16 protein-coding genes and 3 pseudogenes are annotated in these 14820 nt (G+C 68.0%); 15 read left to right on the plus strand and 4 right to left on the minus strand.

All coding sequences use genetic code 11. The features are described 5' to 3' along the window. Positions 1-82: 82 nt before the first annotated feature. From kdpB to ACWDO5_RS26170, 6 genes and pseudogenes are all read left to right on the plus strand, one after another. A pseudogene (kdpB, locus tag ACWDO5_RS26145) lies at positions 83-1893 on the plus strand (potassium-transporting ATPase subunit KdpB); the annotation flags it as partial. Between the two features lie 25 nt (positions 1894-1918). Further along, positions 1919-2758, plus strand: a complete 840-nt coding sequence (locus tag ACWDO5_RS26150; protein WP_450532802.1) for an SDR family NAD(P)-dependent oxidoreductase — start codon at positions 1919-1921, stop codon at positions 2756-2758. Between the two features lie 170 nt (positions 2759-2928). Next, positions 2929-3714 (plus strand): GNAT family N-acetyltransferase, encoded by a 786-nt coding sequence (locus tag ACWDO5_RS26155; RefSeq protein WP_450532804.1) that lies wholly within the window; start codon positions 2929-2931, stop codon positions 3712-3714. Beyond that, positions 3711-3944 carry a hypothetical protein gene (locus ACWDO5_RS26160; protein WP_450532805.1) on the plus strand — a complete coding sequence of 78 codons (234 nt, stop codon included), beginning with the start codon at positions 3711-3713 and terminating at the stop codon, positions 3942-3944. Before ACWDO5_RS26155 ends, ACWDO5_RS26160 begins: the two co-directional genes overlap by 4 nt. Positions 3945-4051: 107 nt before the next feature. Further along, positions 4052-4198: a hypothetical protein gene (locus ACWDO5_RS26165; RefSeq protein ID WP_450532806.1), complete on the plus strand. Its 147-nt coding sequence runs from the start codon at positions 4052-4054 to the stop codon at positions 4196-4198. Between the two features lie 205 nt (positions 4199-4403). Then, positions 4404-6353, plus strand: coding sequence for an amino acid transporter (locus tag ACWDO5_RS26170; protein ID WP_450532807.1), 1950 nt, complete (start codon positions 4404-4406; stop codon positions 6351-6353). 203 nt (positions 6354-6556) lie between these two features. Here ACWDO5_RS26170 and ACWDO5_RS26175 read toward each other — a convergent pair. Beyond that, positions 6557-6721 (minus strand): annotated as a pseudogene (locus tag ACWDO5_RS26175) (diaminopimelate decarboxylase); the annotation flags it as partial. An 82-nt stretch (positions 6722-6803) separates the two neighbouring features. Here ACWDO5_RS26175 and ACWDO5_RS26180 point away from each other — a divergent pair. The 6 genes from ACWDO5_RS26180 (at position 6804) to ACWDO5_RS26205 (ending at position 9720) form a co-directional block, all read left to right on the plus strand. Further along, positions 6804-6920 (plus strand): hypothetical protein, encoded by a 117-nt coding sequence (locus ACWDO5_RS26180; protein ID WP_450532808.1) that lies wholly within the window; start codon positions 6804-6806, stop codon positions 6918-6920. 49 nt (positions 6921-6969) lie between these two features. Next, on the plus strand, positions 6970-7296 hold the full coding sequence (locus ACWDO5_RS26185) for a hypothetical protein (protein ID WP_450532809.1): 327 nt from the start codon (positions 6970-6972) through the stop codon (positions 7294-7296). A gap of 348 nt (positions 7297-7644) precedes the next feature. Then, entirely contained in the window at positions 7645-7881 is a 237-nt protein-coding gene (locus tag ACWDO5_RS26190) for a hypothetical protein (protein ID WP_450532810.1), read from the plus strand. 4 nt (positions 7882-7885) lie between these two features. Continuing rightward, on the plus strand, positions 7886-8452 hold the full coding sequence (locus ACWDO5_RS26195) for an EF-hand domain-containing protein (protein ID WP_450532811.1): 567 nt from the start codon (positions 7886-7888) through the stop codon (positions 8450-8452). Positions 8453-8669: 217 nt separating this feature from the next. Beyond that, the gene (locus ACWDO5_RS26200) at positions 8670-9005 is read left to right on the plus strand and encodes an ArsR/SmtB family transcription factor (RefSeq protein WP_450532812.1); all 336 of its coding nucleotides are present in this window, start codon (positions 8670-8672) and stop codon (positions 9003-9005) included. A gap of 1 nt (position 9006) precedes the next feature. Then, positions 9007-9720 (plus strand): cation transporter, encoded by a 714-nt coding sequence (locus ACWDO5_RS26205; RefSeq protein WP_450532813.1) that lies wholly within the window; start codon positions 9007-9009, stop codon positions 9718-9720. A 525-nt stretch (positions 9721-10245) separates the two neighbouring features. On the opposite strand, the gene ACWDO5_RS26210 is transcribed toward ACWDO5_RS26205, so the two are convergent. Then, positions 10246-10998 carry an SDR family NAD(P)-dependent oxidoreductase gene (locus ACWDO5_RS26210; protein ID WP_450532814.1) on the minus strand — a complete coding sequence of 251 codons (753 nt, stop codon included), beginning with the start codon at positions 10996-10998 and terminating at the stop codon, positions 10246-10248. Positions 10999-11137: 139 nt separating this feature from the next. On the opposite strand from ACWDO5_RS26210, the gene ACWDO5_RS26215 reads away from it, so the two are divergent. Further along, positions 11138-11773, plus strand: coding sequence for a TetR/AcrR family transcriptional regulator (locus ACWDO5_RS26215; RefSeq protein ID WP_450532815.1), 636 nt, complete (start codon positions 11138-11140; stop codon positions 11771-11773). A 294-nt stretch (positions 11774-12067) separates the two neighbouring features. Next, a pseudogene (locus ACWDO5_RS26220) lies at positions 12068-12361 on the plus strand (helix-turn-helix domain-containing protein); the annotation flags it as partial. A 56-nt stretch (positions 12362-12417) separates the two neighbouring features. On the opposite strand, the gene ACWDO5_RS26225 reads toward ACWDO5_RS26220, so the two are convergent. Together ACWDO5_RS26225 and ACWDO5_RS26230 are read right to left on the minus strand one after the other, a co-directional pair. After that, complete coding sequence (locus ACWDO5_RS26225) at positions 12418-13452, minus strand: glutathione S-transferase family protein (RefSeq protein WP_450532816.1); 1035 nt, start codon at positions 13450-13452, stop codon at positions 12418-12420. A 25-nt stretch (positions 13453-13477) separates the two neighbouring features. Beyond that, positions 13478-14041: an NADPH-dependent FMN reductase gene (locus ACWDO5_RS26230; protein ID WP_450532817.1), complete on the minus strand. Its 564-nt coding sequence runs from the start codon at positions 14039-14041 to the stop codon at positions 13478-13480. A gap of 206 nt (positions 14042-14247) precedes the next feature. On the opposite strand from ACWDO5_RS26230, the gene ACWDO5_RS26235 reads away from it, so the two are divergent. Next, entirely contained in the window at positions 14248-14697 is a 450-nt protein-coding gene (locus tag ACWDO5_RS26235) for a hemerythrin domain-containing protein (protein ID WP_450532819.1), read from the plus strand. Positions 14698-14820 lie beyond the last annotated feature (123 nt).

The following is a 14820-nucleotide window of genomic DNA, read 5'->3' on the forward strand; positions in this document are numbered from 1 at the left end:
GTCGCCGGGGCCCCGACGACGACAGGGCCCGGCGGCCACCCCATTTCAGTCGGCCAGCCGAACCGTTCAGAAGGATTCCGCGATGCATCCCGCCGCGCCCCCGCAGGCGCCCACGATCCCGAGGACTCCCCCTCCGGCCCCCGATGCCGAGCCGCACCGCCGTCGGCGGCGATCCGGCCACGGCGGCCTCTTCGACCCCGTACAGCTGGTGAAGTCTTTCCCCGAGGCGCTGCGCAAGCTCCATCCGCGGTTTCTGGTGAGGAACCCGGTGCTGTTCGTCGTAGCCGTCGGATCCGCTCTCACCACGCTCTCCGCGCTGATTCATCCGTCCATATTCACCTGGGTGATCAGCATCTGGCTGTGGCTCACCGTGATCTTCGCGAATCTGGCGGAGGCAGTCGCGGAGGACCGCGGCAAGGCGCAGGCGGAGTCTCTGCGCCGGGCTCGTACGGACACCGTCGCGCTGCGGCTGCGCCACTGGCGGTACGGAACCGACCTCGACCGGGCCGAGACGGAGGCCGTCCCGGCGACAGACCTGAAACTCTTCGACTTCGTCCTCGTCGAGGCGGGCGAGCTGATCCCCGCAGACGGTGATGTCGTCGACGGCATCGCGGCGGTCGATGAATCGGCCGTCACCGGTGAATCCGCCCCCGTCATACGGGAGTCGGGCGGCGACAGGTCCGGAGTGACGGGCGGTACGACGGTGCTCTCCGACCGGATCGTCGTACGCGTCACCTCCCGGCCCGGCCACTCCTTCCTGGACCGGATGATCGCCCTGGTCGAGGGCGCATCCCGGCAGAAGACACCGAACGAGATCGCGCTCAACATCCTCCTCGCCGCCCTGACCGTGGTCTTCGTGCTGGTCGTCGTCACGCTCCAGCCCATGGCCGGGTATGCGGGCGCCGCCCAGTCCACCACCGTGCTGGTCGCCCTCCTGGTCACCCTCATCCCAACCACGATCGGCGCGCTGCTCTCGGCGATCGGCATCGCGGGCATGGACCGGCTCGTGCAGCGCAACGTTCTGGCCATGTCCGGACGGGCAGTCGAAGCTGCGGGCGACGTCAACACCCTCCTCCTCGACAAGACCGGCACCATCACCCTCGGCAACCGGGAGGCGGCCGGATTCGTGCCACTGCCCGGTGTCGACGAACTGGTCCTCGCGGACGCAGCCCAGCTCTCGTCGCTCGCCGACGAGACTCCGGAGGGCCGTTCGGTGGTCGTCCTGGCGAAGGAGAAGTACGGGCTGCGCGCCCCGGCCGAAGGGGAGCTGTTCCACGCACAGTTCGTGGAGTTCAGCGCCCAGACCCGGATGAGCGGGATCGATCTGCGCTGGGACAACGGCGCCGCCTGCCACATCCGCAAGGGAGCCGCCACGCAGGTGATCGACTGGGTGGAGATGTACGGCGGGAGCGTGCCGGGCGAGGCCCGCACCTGGTCCGACTCGATCGCCGCGAGAGGCGGTACGCCGCTGGCGGTCGCCGTGCACGACTGGGCGGGCCGCGGGTGCTCGGCATCATCCATCTCAAGGACGTGGTCAAGGAGGGTATCCGCGAACGCTTCGTGGAGCTGCGGCGCATGGGCATCCGTACGGTGATGATCACCGGTGACAACCCGCTGACCGCCCGCGCCATCGCGACCGAGGCCGGCGTGGACGACTTCCTCGCCGAGGCCACTCCCGAGGACAAACTCGCCCTCATCAAGCGGGAGCAGGCCGACGGGAAGCTCGTCGCGATGACCGGCGACGGCACCGACGACGCCCCGGCGCTGGCGCAGGCGGACGTCGGTGTGGCGATGAACACCGGCACCTCGGCCGCCAAGGAGGCCGGGAACATGGTGGACCTCGACTCCAACCCGACCAAGCTGATCGAGATCGTCGAGATCGGCAAGCAACTCCCGTGCCCGTTTCCAGGAACTGATCATGTCTTCTGCATCCCTGTCCGGACGGACCGTGCTCGTCACCGGCGCCACCTCCGGCATCGGCTGGGAGACCGCGCGGCAGCTCGCCGAGCGCGGCGCCACCGTCCTCGTACACGGCCGAACAGCCCAGGAGTCGCAGGCCGCGACCGACAAGCTCATCGCCACCGCCGGGATCGACGCATCCCTCCTGTGCGCGTTCGCCGCGGACTTCACCCGCCTCGAAGAGGTCGAGCACCTCGCCCACCGGATCATCCAGGAGCACCCGCACCTCGACGTGCTGGTCAACAACGCGGGCACGGCCGCTCCCGAGCGGCATACCGTTACCGTGGACGGCAACGAGATCGCCTTCCAGGTCAACTTCCTCGCCCACTACCTGCTCACCAACCTGCTGGAGCAGTCGCTCACCATGGGGTCTCCCCAGCTCGAAGAGCGAGGGGAAGAGCCGGGCGGCCGGGTCGTGAGCGTCTCGTCCTCGCTGCACCGCACCGGCTCCATCCAGTGGAGCGACCCCAACCGAGCCCGCAGCTACTCCCGGCTCGCCGCCTACGCACAGGCACAGCTGGCGCTCACCGTCTTCGCCGCCGACCCGCGCGTGACCGCCGTCTCCGTCCACCCCGGCATCTGTGAGACCGCGCTGCTGCCGCTCTACGCCCACCACGGCGCCACCCCGGCCGAGGGCGCCGCCCATGTGGTGCGACTGTGCGACCCGGCCACCGAAATCGTCAACGGCGCCTACTACGACCGCGACACGCGCGTCGACCCGGCCCCGTCCGCCACCGAGCCGCGCACCATCAAGCGCCTCAACAAGCTCGCCGACGTCCTCGTCGGCCACACCGGCTGAAGGGACGACTCGGAGCAATGTCGAAGCGCGCACGCAAGAAGAGAGCCCGCCGCAAGAAGAAATCCAACCACGGCCGCAAGGCCGGTCAGAGCTGACTCCTACCTTCCTCATGGCCACGGGGGCGGCACCGTCCGGGCCGCCCCCGCGCCCAAGTCAGGTGGTGTCTTTCCGTGATCCAGCTTCTGCCGCCCCATCTCCCCGCCCTCGCCCGGTGGTTCCCCGCCGGGGCAACCGGCCCCGCGGCGCTGGCCGAACACGTCCTGACCACCGGAACCGGACACTGGTGGGCGGACCGCGCCATCCAGCCACAGGCCGTGGCCGTGACCTGCGGGGACCATGCACTGCTGCGCGGCGACCCGCGCGCCCTCACCCCGGAAGCCCTGGCCCCGCTCGCCGGCAGCTACATCCAGGCACCCTCCCGCTTCCTGCCCGTCCTCGGTGCCGCCTTCGACCGGATCGACCCGTGGGAGCGCATGGTCTACGTGCACCGCGCACCCACGCCCGCACCCCGCCCGCCGCGGGGCGTGACGGTGCGTCGACTGCATCCGGAGGACACCCCGGCGCTGGCCGCCCTCGGCCCCGACGCAGCCTGGATCCACGGCAGCTGGGGCGACCCTGCCGGCCTCGCCGCTTCCGGCCGCGGCTGGGCGGCCTTCCACAAGAGCACGGCCCTCGCCGTAGCCTGCACGTACTTCCTCGGCAGCACGTACGAGGACATCGCCTGCACCACCGCCCCCGACCGCCGACGCGAGCACCTGGCGCTCGCCTGCGTCACCTCCCTGTGCACGGACATCGCCGCTCGCGGCCGAACCGCGAGCTGGTCCTGCTCACGCGACAACCGCCCCGGCCACCTGCTGGCCTGGACCGCGGGCTTCCGGCTCGAGCGCGAGTACATCCACCACCGCACCGGGAATCCCGCGACGAGGAGCCTGCCGAGCGGCAGACTCCCAGCATGAGCTACGAGCCCCGGGTACACGAACTGACCTTCGATGACGAGTCGTTCACGATCCACTACACGGTGACCCCGCCCCTGCCGGAGGGGGAAGACGAGCTTCCCGTACTCCTGGCGCTGGAGGCGGAGGACGACCTCGGCAACGAATACCTCGACAGGGGCGGCGCCTACGGAACCGCCCCCGACGGCTCGTACACCGACGGCAGCATCACGGGGCAGCCGACGCACCGGTGACAGCGCTGTGCGGGGCGACCGCTCTAGGCGCAATTGCCCCATATATGCAAACGATCGGGGAATCCTAACGAGTTCTTGACGCCCTCAAAGGCATCAGAATCGTGCCCTTGACCAGGTGGGGCGACATACGCTCGCGCCGTGTTCATCGTGACCGGGACATCTCAGCCGTCCCCGAACTGGTCGACTACCGGGTGCTCATGGCGCTCGTTCTCTTCGGCCTGCCCGCGCATCCACGCATCGCCCGGCAGCCGTAAGTCATCGCTGTGTCAGGGCTGACCGGATTCGGGGCGCCCGACAGCCCTCATGCACCCATCTGCTCTGCCTCACACCGTTCCCGGGGACCCCACAGCCGTCTCGTGGCGTGCGGGGGACACGTGAGCCTGCGGATTATTCATTGCATACGCTGATCAGGCCGTCTCCGTGATGGCCGGAATCGTTCGCCGTAGTTCAGGAGCACAGATGACCACCCCCGTCCACGTCCGTACGAGCCGCCTGCGTGCGTGGATGCTGGAGGGCTTGTCCGACATGGCCAAGCACCAGCAGGGGCCGCACGCCGAGCCGGTGTCCGCGCACAAAGGGCAGCGGTGGTGGCGGGTGATGTGCCTGACCGGCGTCGACTACTTCTCCACACTGGGCTATCAGCCAGGCATCGCCGCGCTCGCGGCCGGGCTGCTGTCGCCAGTGGCCACCATCGTGCTGGTGATCGTCACCCTGGCGGGCGCCCTGCCGGTGTACCGGCGGGTGGCCGAGGAGAGCCCGCACGGCGAGGGCTCGATCGCCATGCTGGAGCGGCTGCTGTCGTTCTGGAAGGGCAAGCTGTTCGTCCTGACCCTGCTCGGCTTCGCAGCCACCGACTTCCTCATCACGATCACCCTGTCGGCAGCGGACTCCTCCATCCACCTGGTGGAGAATCCGCATGTGCCCAGCGTGCTGCACGGTCAGCAGATGGTCGTCACGCTGGTGCTGATCGCGCTGCTGGGGGCGGTGTTCCTCAAGGGCTTCCTGGAGGCGATCGGCGTCGCCGTCGCCCTGGTCGGGGCGTACCTGGCCCTGAACGCGGTCGTCGTGGTCGTGGGCCTGTGGCACATCGCCACAGAGGCACACGTGGTCACCGACTGGTCCAGCGCCCTGACCACCGAGCACGGAAACGTTTTTTCCATGGTCGGGGTGGCGCTGCTGGTCTTCCCCAAGCTGGCGCTCGGCCTGTCCGGCTTCGAGACCGGCGTGGCGGTCATGCCGCACGTCGAGGGCGACCCCGGCGACACCGAGGAGAAGCCCGCAGGACGCATCCGAGGTACCAAGAAACTGCTTACCACCGCCGCGCTGATCATGAGCGTGTTCCTGATAGCCACCAGCTTCATCACCACCCTGCTCATCCCGGCAAAGGAGTTCGAGTCGGGCGGCGAGGCGAACGGGCGCGCGCTCGCCTACCTGGCGCACGAATACCTCGGAGACGTCTTCGGCACCGTCTACGACGTCGCCACCATCGCCATCCTCTGGTTCGCCGGCGCCTCCGCCATGGCCGGACTGCTCAACCTGATGCCCCGCTACCTGCCCCGCTACGGCATGGCCCCGCACTGGGCGCGCGCCGTGCGCCCCATGGTGATCGTCTTCACCTTGGTGGCGTTCCTGGTCACCTGGATTTTCAACGCCGACGTCGATGCCCAGGGCGGCGCCTACGCCACCGGCGTACTGGTCCTGATCTGCTCCGCGGCGATCGCGGTGACCATCGCCGCCCACCGCGCCCGACAGCGCAACTGGACGATCGCCTTCGCCGGCATCTCGGCGGTCTTCCTCTACACCACCGTCCTCAACGTCATCGAACGGCCCGACGGCGTCAAGATCGGCGCCTGCTTCATCGCCGGGATCATCCTCATCTCACTCCTGTCGCGGCTCGCCCGCGCCTTCGAACTGCGTGTCACCAGCGTGACGCTGGACGACATGGCGCAGCGCTTCGTACGCGACATCGCCAGCCGTAGGATCCGGTTCATCGCCAATGAGCCCGACAACCGCGACCTCGCCGAGTACCGCGAGAAGATCGATCAGATCCGGAAGGACAACGACGTCCCGGCCCAAGAGGACTTCGTCTTCGTCGAGGTCACCGTGCTCGACCCCTCAGAGTTCGAGGCGGAGATGAACGTACGCGGCGAAGTGCTGCACAACCGCTACCGCGTCCTGACCCTGGAGAGCTCCTCCATTCCCAACGCCATCGCCGCGCTCCTCCTGCACGTCCGCGACACCACCGGACAGAACGCTCACATCTACTTCGAATGGACCGAGGGCAACCCCTTCGCCAACTTCCTCCGCTTCTTCCTCTTCGGCCAGGGCGAAGTAGCCCCCGTCACCCGCGAAGTCCTGCGCGAGGCCGAACCGGATCGCGGCCGCCGCCCGCGCGTACATGTCGGCTGACCGTCCCTGCCGCGTGGCGTAAAAATGCCGCCAGAATTCCTGGCGGATGCGGCAGCGAGCGAGGCAAGGCGCGATTCTCCTCGTGTGACACCTTCTTGGCTCCCGGACCGCGCGGTACGCCGCGCCGTGGTCGCGCTCGTGACCTCCGCGGTGGCCTTCATCTCGCCGTTGGCCTGGTCGTCGACGCCTGGCAGCCTCCCGGCTCACAGACCGACGTCGCGGGCGCGGAAGTCCTCCAGCGTTTCGCGCCGCACGAGCAGCCGGGCGCGGCCGTCGCGCACCGCCACCACCGGGGGACGTCCCACAAGGTTGTAGCCCGACGCCATCGACAGCTGGTACGCCCCCGCGACCGGCACGACGAGCAGATCAACCCGGCCGTCACGGCGAGTTCGAGTTCCCCGGCGGAGCACACGTCCAGGCCAAGCCCTTCACCCGCAGGACCTTCTCGTCGTGGGCACCGGGAAAGGCGGCCCCCTGCGGCGCTCGCTGAGACCGTCGGTCGCCCGCTACTGCCTGGCGCACGCACCCTGCCCCGTACCGCTGGACACAGGAGAACTGGCCGAGTGATGCCACGGACGCAGTATGCGCACGACGCCGCTGGGCCGGCGATGCCCTTTTGGCGATCGGCATCGCCACCCTCTTCCCCCTGCTGCTCATGGGCGTCGACGCGGCGTCGGACTCCACGGCCGGCCCCCGAACGCGGCTCCGGGCAGCCCTCGGTGTCACCCTGTTCGCCGTACTGTGGCCCACCCGCGTCACGGCCACACCAGGCCTCCTCGCCTCCCACGGACTCGCCCACCGACACCACATCTGCGCCGACCGGCTCGTCTCGGTCTCCTGGCTGGACGGGGTTGCGCAACACCTGATCCTGCGGGACACCGACGGCAACCGCCTTGAACTCGACCCCCGCGTCCTCCTCGCCAACCCGAACAGAACGCGGTGAAGCGGCTGACTACCGCCACGCCCAGGTCAAGGAAGACCCGACGGAGTTTGACGCCGATCACGTGTGCGTCCTGGTGTGCCGGCAGATCCACCACCAGCGACACAAAAATGTGGCGGGCGAATGCCCCACGGCCAGAGCGGGACATCGGGCACCAGAGGACTCCCTCACACATGCCGGGGTGAAATACGGATAACTTCTCTCCGTAGAGGTCTGAATCGGTCAACAGCGAGTCCGATGGCCGTACCAGCCCTGACGCGGGATGAACTCGGTGGAACACCCCAGTCACCCAGGTCTACTGCATGATCATTCCGCGGGCGGTGAACCTCCGGCGGCCCATGGACGTCTGACATGTCGAAGTTCGTTCTCGAGAAGGCGGACAGCATGCAGCAGGCATGGACCAGCGTCATCGCCGTCCCGCCGCCCAGCATCGCCGACTTCCTCTCGACTCTGCTGTTTTCGCAAGTTTCAACGCTGCCATGGACGGTGGGCCGCAGCGCGGCTCGGGCACCCACGACACTGGCCGCGACGCGGCACAAAGCCGTGTGCAAGCACCATCGTCAATCAGCTCTATCGGAAGGACACTGAACGCATGGCGACGTTCGATCCGATCACCCGTCGACTCCGGCAGCTCTTCGCGGTCCTGGACACCGACGAAGATGGCTTCGTCACGTGGGGTGACTACCAGCGGATCGTGGACAAGTACATGACCGGCTATGCGTTGGCGAAGAGCGACGCCAGGATCAAGTCATTGGAGAAGGCGTACTGGGCGCAATGGCTGGGACTCCTTACGCAGGCGACCCCCGGGCAGGACCGTCTGTCCCAGGACGAGTTCGTCGCGGCCCACCGCACTGCGGGTTACGACACGCATGCGTCCCACCTGCTGGAGGACATTGCCCAGGCCATCTTCCATGTCCTGGACGTCGACGGCGACAAGCGGATCAGCAGGGACGAGTTCGCCCGGTACCTGGCCTTCTGTGAGATTTCCAGCGCCGACGCCGCAATCATCTTCCAGCGGCTGGACCTGGACGGCGACGCGTTCATCTCCCAACGAGAGGTCGCCAGGTCGCTCCGCGCATTCCACCTGTACAACGACGACCTCAACACTTCGGGTGGCATCTTCCTCGGCGTCACTGAGCCGAGTTCAGGCACCCCCTGACCGTGGGTTGAGCCGGGCCGCACGGATAGGCACCAAGGCCGCAGGGCCAGGACGACCTGTCCGTATCCAGAGTGCCTCCGGGGCAGGGACTCTGCGTGTCGGAGCAGTGACAAAGCGGCCGGATTCTGGCGTGACCGTAGATTGCACAGGACCGCGGGATCCTCCCCACGAGTGATCCACGTTCTCGTGAATTCACGTTTCCGTGTACCATCGGGGAGTGCTGACCATCGCCCCGGAGGCCGAGGTGCTCGCGCGCTTCGGCCGCGCTCTCGCCGACCCCATCCGCTGCCAGCTGCTGCTGGCTCTCCGAGCCGCCCCCGCCTACCCGTCCGACCTGGCCGACCAGATCGGCATCTCCCGGACCCGTCTGTCCAACCACCTGGCGTGCTTGCGGGACTGCGGCCTGGTCGTGGCTGTCCCCGACGGCCGACGCTCCCGCTACGAACTCGCCGACCCGCGCCTTGGTCACGCGCTCGACGATCTGCGCACCGCGGTCGTCGCTGTCGAGACCGACCGCAGTTGCGGCGATGCCGAGACGAAGGGCTGCTGCTGAGATGGCCTCGATATCCCTCGGCCCGACACCGGCCCGCCGCGACGCACTGGCCCGGCGGATACGACTGCTGGTCGCGGCGACGATCATCTACAACGTCATCGAGGCAGTCGTTGCGATCACCGCCGGGACGATCGCCTCCTCCACCGCGCTGATCGGCTTCGGCCTGGACTCCGTCATCGAAGTCTCCTCCGCCGCGGCGGTCGCCTGGCAGTTCTCCGCCCGCGACCACGTGCTGCGCGAGGCGCGGGAGGAAACCGCGCTGCGGGTCATCGCCGTCTCCTTCTTCGCCCTCGCCGCCTACGTCACCGTCGACGCCGTACGAGCCCTGACCGGCACCGGCGAGGCCGACCGCTCCATCCCCGGCATGGTGATCGCCGCACTCTCCCTGGCGGTCATGCCGTTCCTGTCCGCCGCCCAGCGCAGGGCCGGACGGGAACTCGGCTCCGCCAGCGCGGTCGCGGACTCCAAGCAAACCCTGCTGTGCACGTACCTGTCCGCCGTGCTCCTGGTCGGCCTGGTCCTCAACGCCACCCTTGGCTGGTCCTGGGCCGATCCCATCGCGGCCCTCGTCATCGCCGCCATCGCGGTCAAGGAAGGCAGGGACGCATGGAAGGGCAAGGGCTGCTGCCCGGTGCCAGCCGTGCCAATGTCCACCGCCGCGACGGCCACCTCGCGTGACGCCAGCGGCTGTAGCCCGGGCTGCGCCTGCTGCTGAACCGTGAATGCGCTGGTGCCCCGAACGGCTCGTTGGGGGGACCAGCGCGATGGTTCGGCGTCAGTGACTGCGAGGCACGTACATGATCACGGCCATGCCGCAGAGGCAGCACCTCCTCGTGGGCCGCCGTCGATTCCGCACCCGTCGGCACGGCCTGATGCGTTCGACCCGCCACCGTCTTGATCACTTCCTCGCCCGGTCAGCATGCCTTGCCGTTGGCCTGATCCAGGCCCGGATCTGGTGCATCGCCGCGCAGGGATGCGATCTCCGTCGACGCGTATCCTCGCCGTTCACGTGAAGGGAGGCGCTGACTCCCCACCGCGGACGACGGGCCAGTAGTTCAAACTGTTGGCGATGTCCTCGGCGTTCTGCACCTCCCGCGCAACCTCGCCCAGGAGATGAAAAGCCAGGTCAGCGCACCCGTCCCCGTGTCTTGAGGGGCACCGGCCCTCTTTTCCTTTCGTAGTTTCGCGGTGCCGTCAAGCTCCCCGCGGGGCGGGGCGGGCGGCGCCTCCTCACGGTTGGTCAGACCTGGATCTGTCCGCCGTCGACGAAGTGCTCGGCACCGGTGATGAACGAACTCTCCGGCCCGGCAAGGAAAGCGGCCAGCGCCGCGACCTCCTCGGGACGGCCCATGCGCTGCAGCGGTAGCTGCGAGGCCAGCACTCCGTGGAAGTCGTCAATGCTCTGGCCGAGCCTGCCGGCGAGGCGTTCGATCGCGGGTGTGGCGATGGGACCGGGCGTGATGACGTTGACGCGCACGCCTCGCGGGGCCAGCTCCGCGGCCCAGGTCCGGCCCAGACTGCGCACGGCTGCCTTGGACGCGGCGTAGACGCCCATTCTGTCGGCGCCCTGATGGATGGTGGAGGAGGCCAGCAGGATCACCGACGCGGGCTGAGCGAGCAGGGGCAGCGACTTCTGCACGGTCAGCAGGCTGCCCTTGGTGTTCACACCGAAGACGAAGTCGAACTGCTCCTCCGTGACGTCCTGGAGGCGGGCGCCGTCGCCGACACCGGCATTGGCCACGACGGCGTCCAGTTGCCGCCCGTCGCCGCGGATGACGTCCATGACCCGGTCGAGGTCGGCGGCCTGCGAGACGTCGCACGGCACGGCGACCGCGTCGGGCCCGATGTCCTTGGCCGCGGCTTCGAGTTCGTCTTCGCGGCGGCCGGTCAGGTAGACGCGGGCGCCGTCATCGGCAAAGCGCTCGGCGATCGCCCGTCCGATACCGCTGGAGGCACCGGTGACCAGGGCCGTCTTTCCGTCCATGGGGCGCATGGCACCCATCCTTTCGAGATAACTATGTCGTCTGCCTCTCGAGATAACTACGTCGTCTGCGCTGCTCATAGCCGCCACACAACAGGACACGGACAGTCGGTTTTTCTTGACCGCCTCGTCCAGAACATAATCGACGGCCATGGCACGATCCCGAAGCTTCGATGAAGGTGAGGTCCTGCGCGCCGCCAGGGACCAGTTCTGGTCGACCGGTTACGCGGCGGCGAGGGTGGACGACATCGCCGCGGCCACCGGTCTGGGCAAGGACAGCCTCTACGGCGCCTTCGGCGACAAGCACCAGTTGTTCCTGCGCACTTTCGACGACCATTGCGCCGGACTGATCGAGGCCGTGCGTCGGGCGCTCGACGGTCCGGATGCCCGCGCCCATGAACGGCTGCGCGCGCATGTACTGGCGGTGGCGAACGCCACCGCCTCGGACGTCTGTCTGCGTGGCTGTCTGCTCGCCAAGGGCGCCGCCGAGCTGTCGGAGCACGATCCGGCCGTCGCGGCGACCGCCCGCCGGACGTTCGCAGCCATCGAGGAACTGATCTCTTCCTGCATCGCGGGAGCGCAGCGGGCGGGCGACATCAAGCAGGACGCGGACCCCGCTCGGCTGGCCGGACTCCTCCTGGCCGTGCTGCGCGGGATCGAAGCGCTGGGCAAAGGCGGAAGTAGCCCCGACTCGCTGCACGGGATCGCCGAAACGGCCCTAGCTCTCCTGCCCCGGCCATTGGACGGCCACGGCCCGGACCGGAAAGCTGGCCTGCGAGACGCGTGAGCAGCGCCCGGCCCAGCTCCCAGGTGCCGCTCGGCGCCGTAGTCGCGGTCGGATTTTTGGAACCGCCCCACGTCAGCAGCCGGTTGGGCGCGGCGTGGGCCGGTCCGGTGAGAGCCGGCGCGGCAGCCACAGGGGTGCGACTACAGCACCGGCGCCGGGCTGCCGCCTGATCCACCTCCCCCTCTTGTAAGCCCGGCTCAAGGCTGCCCGGTAGATGATCTTGCGTGGCATGATCGTGCAGTGGCTGGTGTGATCACGGCATCGGAGCCGGGCTGGATAGGACTCTTCTGAGGGCTGAGCAAGCGTCAGTTCCGCAAGTTGATCGGTGTCGTGCGGCGTCGCGGTGGCGGAGCGCCGACGGGCGGGCGTGAGTGGGCGCTGTCCCTGTAAGACCGGGTGCTGATGGTGGCGGCGTACTGGCGTACGGATTTGACGATGCGGCAACTCGGCCCCTTGTTCGGGGTGTCGAAGTCGACCGTGGACCGCGTCATCGACCACATCGCACCGTTCCTCGCGCTTACCCCCGTGCGACGCCAGCACCCGGCAGGAACCGTTCTGATCGTCGACGGAATCGACGCCAACACCCGTCACAACCCCGGATCGTCAGTCCCGAAGGGATCCAACCCACCTCAAAGATCATTTTGTTAGGAGCGGTCACGCTTGTGCGGCGCGGCAGGGGCTGGGACCTCCTCGGCGGCAGGCACCGGGCCTGGGGCGGTACCGTCGCCGAAGGGGCGCCCGCCGAGCTGCTCGCGGTGGTGCGGGGCCAGCCAGCCGGACAGATCTGGTCCGAGCGGGACGATGCGCGTCGGATTGATGTCGGCGTGGACCTGGTAGTAGTGCCGCTTGATGTGGTCGAAGTCGACGGTGTCGCCGAAGCCTGGGGTCTGGAACAGGTCGCGAGTGTAAGCCCACAGCACCGGGTCCTCGCTGAGCTTGTTGCGATTGCATTTGAAGTGCCCGTGGTACGCGGTGTCGAAGCGGACCAGCGTGGTGAAGAGCCGGATGTCGGCCTCGGTGATCGTGTCTCCGACCAGGTACCGCCGCGTGGACAGGCGCTCGGAGAGCTGGTCCAGGCGCGCGAACAGCCGTCGATACACCTCGTCGTAGGTCTGCTGGCTTTCGGCGAAACCGGCCCGGTAGACGCCGTTGTTGACGTCCTGGTAGACGGCGTCCATCACCTCGTCGATCTCGCCGCGCAGCTTCTGCGGGTACAGGTCTGGCGCACCTTCGCGGTGCAGTGACCTCCACTCGGTGGCGAAGTCGAGGGTTATGCGCTGGAAGTCGTTCGTGACCAGCTTGCCGCTGGGGATGTCGACGATCGCGGGGACGCTGACCCCGCCCGGGTAGCCGGTCTCGCGGGCGTCGTAGGCCTCGCTGAGGAACCGGATGCCCAGGACCGGGTCTCTTCCTTCCGCATCAAGGGTGAACCGCCAGCTGCGCTCGTCCTGGATGGGATCGGTTATGGCGAGGGAGATGGCTTCCTCCAGGCCGAGGAGCCGCCGGGAGATGAGCGTGCGGTTGGCCCAGGGGCAGGGCCGGCTGACCGCCAGCCGGTACCGTCCGGCCTCGACCGGCCAGCCGTCTTCACCGGCGGCCGTGATCCGGTCCGTGAAATGGCTGGCGGACCGCTTGAATTCGGTGCTTGCGCCGGAGGTAACCGGGTCGGTGGTATTCATGGCGACTCCTTGATGGTGGAGCCGGTCAGGCCGCGTCGCGCAGCGGCTTGAGCGCATTGCTCCAGGCGATGACCTGATCGAGCATCGGGTTCACCGTCTCCTCCTGGAAGGCGGCGGGCTTGAAGTCGGAGAAGTTCTCGAAGTCGGTGAACAGTGACAGCATCACCGTGTTGCGCACGGTGGCTACCTGCAGTTCCGCCATGATGCCGCGGAGGTGCTCGATTGCACGGGCTCCTCCCACGCTGCCGTAGCCAACCAGGCCGGCAGCCTTGTTGTTCCACTCGGCGTGGAGGAAGTCGATCGCGTTCTTCAGCGCGCCGGACGTGGAGTGGTTGTATTCGGGGGTCACGAAGACGAAGCCGTCGAATGTGGCGACCTTGGCGGCCCATGCCTTGGTGTGCTCGTTGGCGTACTGCGCCAAGGACGGCGGAATGCTCTCGTCGAACAGCGGCAGGCCGAACTCCGCGATCTCGACGAGCTCGAACTCGGCATCCTGGCGCTTGGCCGCGATGTTGTAGACCCACTCGGCGACGGCCTGGTTGTTTCGGCCGGGGCGGGTGCTGCCGGTGATGATGGCGATCTTGGTCACGTGATGCCTTTTACTGGTTGAAGGATAAACTTGGCTGACAACGTGACAATGCTCGAGCCGCGGCGCCTTGTCAAGAGTTTAGTTCGTTTGGCAACGAACCATAGGATCGCCAGCCCGACCCCCTGAGCGAATCGAGCCGACCCCGCGCCCCCAAGCAGCAGCTGGCAGCGGGGCATCCCGGCAGCACGGGCACCCGCCTCGTACTCATCCACGACAACCTGCGCCAGGAGATGCGGCAGATCCGGGAGGCGGTCGCACAGGTGGCGGCCGGCCAGCAGGACGCCGCCTCAGCCCGCTCAATGATCAACAGCCTCACGCTGCGCCAGAACTACTGGACCCTCGGAACGTTCTGCACCGCCTACAGCCGCACCCTCACCACCCACCACACCATCGAGGACCAGTTCATGTTCCCCGAGCTCCGTAAGAAACAGGAATCGCTGGGGCCTGTCGTCGAACAACTGGAACACGAGCACGAGGTCATCGCCGAGGCACTGGCCCGGCTCGACGCCGCCCTGGTCATCCTCGTCCAGGACGACAGCGGACTGGGTGAGGTCCAGGATCTGGCAGCGGTGCTGGACCGCATCCTCAGCTCCCACCTCGGCTACGAGGAAGAGGAACGGGTGGAGCCGCTGGACCGGCTGGGCATCAACGTCTGACCCGCCGGCTCACCGGGACCGCTGGACGGCTTCTGCCCCCGGCGGTCCCGGCCTCTGTTGCGTTCAAGGAGCAGCAGGCCGCCGACAGCGGCCACCGCCCACGCGGCCAGGATCACCACACCG

The sequence above is a fragment of the Streptomyces sp. NPDC000880 genome, assembly GCF_053599675.1.

Excerpts from the sequence above, each read along its gene's own strand:
- ACWDO5_RS26205 (WP_450532813.1), top strand. The coding sequence starts at position 9,007 with ATGGCCTCGATATCCCTCGGCCCGACACCGGCCCGCCGCGACGCACTG.
- ACWDO5_RS26215 (WP_450532815.1), top strand. The coding sequence starts at position 11,138 with ATGGCACGATCCCGAAGCTTCGATGAAGGTGAGGTCCTGCGCGCCGCC.
- ACWDO5_RS26190 (WP_450532810.1), top strand. The coding sequence starts at position 7,645 with ATGTCGAAGTTCGTTCTCGAGAAGGCGGACAGCATGCAGCAGGCATGG.
- ACWDO5_RS26160 (WP_450532805.1), top strand. The coding sequence starts at position 3,711 with ATGAGCTACGAGCCCCGGGTACACGAACTGACCTTCGATGACGAGTCG.
- ACWDO5_RS26210 (WP_450532814.1), bottom strand. The coding sequence starts at position 10,998 with ATGCGCCCCATGGACGGAAAGACGGCCCTGGTCACCGGTGCCTCCAGC.
- ACWDO5_RS26170 (WP_450532807.1), top strand. The coding sequence starts at position 4,404 with ATGACCACCCCCGTCCACGTCCGTACGAGCCGCCTGCGTGCGTGGATG.
- ACWDO5_RS26150 (WP_450532802.1), top strand. The coding sequence starts at position 1,919 with ATGTCTTCTGCATCCCTGTCCGGACGGACCGTGCTCGTCACCGGCGCC.
- ACWDO5_RS26225 (WP_450532816.1), bottom strand. The coding sequence starts at position 13,452 with ATGAATACCACCGACCCGGTTACCTCCGGCGCAAGCACCGAATTCAAG.
- ACWDO5_RS26195 (WP_450532811.1), top strand. The coding sequence starts at position 7,886 with ATGGCGACGTTCGATCCGATCACCCGTCGACTCCGGCAGCTCTTCGCG.